Source organism: Rodentibacter sp. Ppn85, from assembly GCF_001999335.1.
GTDB lineage: Bacteria > Pseudomonadota > Gammaproteobacteria > Enterobacterales > Pasteurellaceae > Rodentibacter.
The window spans coordinates 1-2,900 of sequence record NZ_MLHS01000102.1 but is presented as its reverse complement, the minus strand read 5'-3'; the positions used below and the strand labels follow the sequence as shown (position 1 = coordinate 2,900).

The 2,900-nt window shown below is 35.8% G+C and carries 4 protein-coding genes; all 4 read left to right on the top strand.

Going from position 1 to position 2,900, the window contains the following annotated elements; genetic code table 11:
• A partial coding sequence (locus tag BKL51_RS11605) for a VENN motif pre-toxin domain-containing protein (RefSeq protein WP_198930135.1) occupies positions 1-1,353 on the top strand: 1,353 nt, incomplete at its 5' end.
• 232 nt (positions 1,354-1,585) lie between these two features.
• Positions 1,586-1,933, top strand: a complete 348-nt coding sequence (locus tag BKL51_RS11595) for a hypothetical protein (RefSeq protein ID WP_077466800.1) — start codon at positions 1,586-1,588, stop codon at positions 1,931-1,933.
• Positions 1,933-2,139 carry a hypothetical protein gene (locus BKL51_RS11590; protein ID WP_077466799.1) on the top strand — a complete coding sequence of 69 codons (207 nt, stop codon included), beginning with the start codon at positions 1,933-1,935 and terminating at the stop codon, positions 2,137-2,139. Before BKL51_RS11595 ends, BKL51_RS11590 begins: the two co-directional genes overlap by 1 nt.
• Positions 2,140-2,305: 166 nt before the next feature.
• On the top strand, positions 2,306-2,605 hold the full coding sequence (locus BKL51_RS11585) for a hypothetical protein (protein WP_077466798.1): 300 nt from the start codon (positions 2,306-2,308) through the stop codon (positions 2,603-2,605).
• Positions 2,606-2,900 lie beyond the last annotated feature (295 nt).

Sequence of the window (2,900 nt, the reverse complement as noted above, 5' to 3'; positions counted from 1 at the left end):
ATAGCGGCGTATGATGAAGTGAAAGCGGAAAATCAACGCTGGCAAGAGGGTGGTTCAAACCGTCGCAAAGTGGATGCGGCAGTGGCTGTGGTCGGAGCCATTTTATCGGGTAAGACAGCGGCACAAACCGCCGTAGCTGGAATATCGCCGGAATTGAATGCACAAATCCACGACCTCACGAAAGACAATAAAGCGGCAAATCTGTTTTCACACGCAGTGCTTTCCGCCACGGAGTTTTATGCAGCGGGCTTAGACCCTGCGGCAGGCGCGTTGGCGGGTGTAGCGGGTGAAGGCGTGGCAATGGTGTTGTCTGAAAAAGTGTTTAACAAACCGGCGGAACAGCTGACTACAGAGGAACGTAATCTATTGAAAACGGCTTCTCAACTTGCCGGCGCGGTTGTTGGGGGAATATCGGGCAACAGTACGGCAGCGACCTTGGAAGGTGCGGCGACGGCGAAGGGAGCGGTGGAGAATAACCTTTTGGCAAGAGATGAAGATGAAGAATTATTTAATCTTTCAGAAAAATTCAATAAAAATGGGGAATTAAAACTAAAAGAGAAAAATAGATCGGGTGAATTATTAACCAAAGATTCCTATATCAATTTCTTAATTGATTTGAATCAGAAAGATCCAAATAGATTAACAGAATCCCAAAAAACATACCTTCATGTCGAATTGAGTAAAATTGCCCATTCATGGGGCGTACCGATTGAGGATTTATATAATTGGGATTTTTCAAACATGATTAAAAGGGATGACTCGGCATTAACAAAATATATAGGTAATGATATGAGATTCTGGAATAGCTATGAAGGAAAGCAAGCGGAATCTTTTGCAATGGGCGTATTAACCACAGCGGGTGCTGCAGGAATAGTAGGAATGGCAAGAACTCTTCCTGTTGCGACACAGTATGCAAAAGATATTGCTGTATTTTCAGCTAAAAATCCAGTTACGGCAGAAATGTTAGTAACAGGAGGTTATAAGGCAGGAGATATAGCTTATAAAGCTTATGATGGTAAGTATAAAAATGAGCAAGAGTTCAAAAATGATGCATATGATGGTATTAAAGATGTGATAAAGGTTCCTATTCTTTCGAAATTAAAACCGGGTGCGCAGGCACTGAATAGTGTAGCTTTTGATTTTATGTATGAGGTTAATAAACCGGGAGCTACAGACGTACAGGTTAAAAAAGAGATTATTGGGTCTGTGGCTGGTAGTGGAATTGGTTGGTCATCTGAATATATACCTATTAAAGGCACTTCTAAGATATTTTGGAATGTTATAGGAGGTAATATAGTTGGAGATGAGCTCAAAAAAACTTATGAAGAAAACATGAAAAAATCAGAAAAGTAAGGATAAATAATGAAAATGATACTAGGTCTATTCAAATATTTTTTGATCATCACATTAATTTTTTTCTTGTCTCTAATTGTGTTTGAAATAAGTTTGGGAAATGATAATGTACACTATAGATTACTTCTAGATAAGGCGATAATGATGTCTTTGAAATTTTATTTCATTGTTTTACCGATTCATTTTCTTGTGTTTAGAAAGGTTAATCCTCACAAAAAATAAAAGAAAGGTAATGAGATTTATTGAGGGTGAACTTCAAGGTGATGTTTATAATGCCACCAAGGATGTGATGAAAGTACCGCTTTTATCCAAATTAAAACCGGGTGCGCAGGTGTTAAATAGTGTGGCGTTTGATTTTATGTATGAGGTTAATAAACCGGGAGCTACGGAGAAACAGATTAAGACTGAAACAATAGGTTCTCTAGTTGGTAGTGGATATGGGGTCGCATCTGAAACTGTATCAAGTAGATATTTGAATTTACATCCTCTTCCGAAAGTATTCTTAAATGCAGTAGGGGGAGCCGTTGTTAGTGATAAAGCAAAAGGTATATACCAACATATAAACAAGGAGGAAGAATAATGAAATTTATTTTTGGGATTATTCTTAATATTATTATCTTTTCCTTGCTTTATTTTTTTGCTATTTATTATGTTGAAATTGATGCGGGGGTAAGAGTTGTTAATTATTTAAGACTTATTGGGGAATCTCTTTTAATAAGTTTGAAGTTTCATATAATTATTCTTCCTATTATATTCCTTGTTTCAAAAAGGAAAGATGGTAAATGAGAAGGTTTTTATTTGGTTGGTATATTTATTAGTTCATAATACTATGGTTCCTTACCTGATAGTTTTTAAAGAATCATTTAAACCTTCGTTATTTATCTTTACAGTAACAGTCTTTTGGGGTTATTTAATGACACACTAGTAAGTGTAAGGAAAAAGCTAGGATGTGATGAAAGTACCGCTTTTATCTAAATTAAAACCGGGTGCGCAGGCATTAAATAGTGTGGCGGTTGATTTTGTATATGAGGTTAATAAACTAAATAATACTGAACTTCAGACAAAGACTGAAATGATAGGATCTATTAGCGGTGCTACAACGGGTGGCGTTTGGGATAAGTTGGCAGATAAGATGGGAGTTAATCCTTTAAATAAAGTTCTGATTAATACTATTATTAACAACTATACAAGTGATTATAGCAAAGGAGAGTATGAAAAAATAAACAAGAAAGATAAGGAGACTAAAAAATGAGGAAGTTATTATTTATCTTTTTGTGGTTTATATCTTGCTATATCATAATTTTTCTGCTAGAGCGTGTATATATTATTTAATACATAAACACTCAATTTCTTATATGAGAAACTTTGAGGACTCATTTAAACCTGCTTTATTTATATCTATTGTAGTTCTTTTTTTGGGGTATTTAATGTCCTCAAAAGAGCGAAAGTGAATTAGCAAGGGGGTAAAAAGTATGCTGACAGAATTCTCAAGTTTTTTAAGGCTAGAAAGGCTAGAGATGCAGGGTGTGTGGATTTGAAAAATCCAC

What these genes read in the sequence shown, in the direction of transcription:
- BKL51_RS11595 (WP_077466800.1), top strand. Translation starts at nt 1,586, where the DNA reads ATGAGATTTATTGAGGGTGAACTTCAAGGTGATGTTTATAATGCCACC.
- BKL51_RS11590 (WP_077466799.1), top strand. Translation starts at nt 1,933, where the DNA reads ATGAAATTTATTTTTGGGATTATTCTTAATATTATTATCTTTTCCTTG.
- BKL51_RS11585 (WP_077466798.1), top strand. Translation starts at nt 2,306, where the DNA reads ATGAAAGTACCGCTTTTATCTAAATTAAAACCGGGTGCGCAGGCATTA.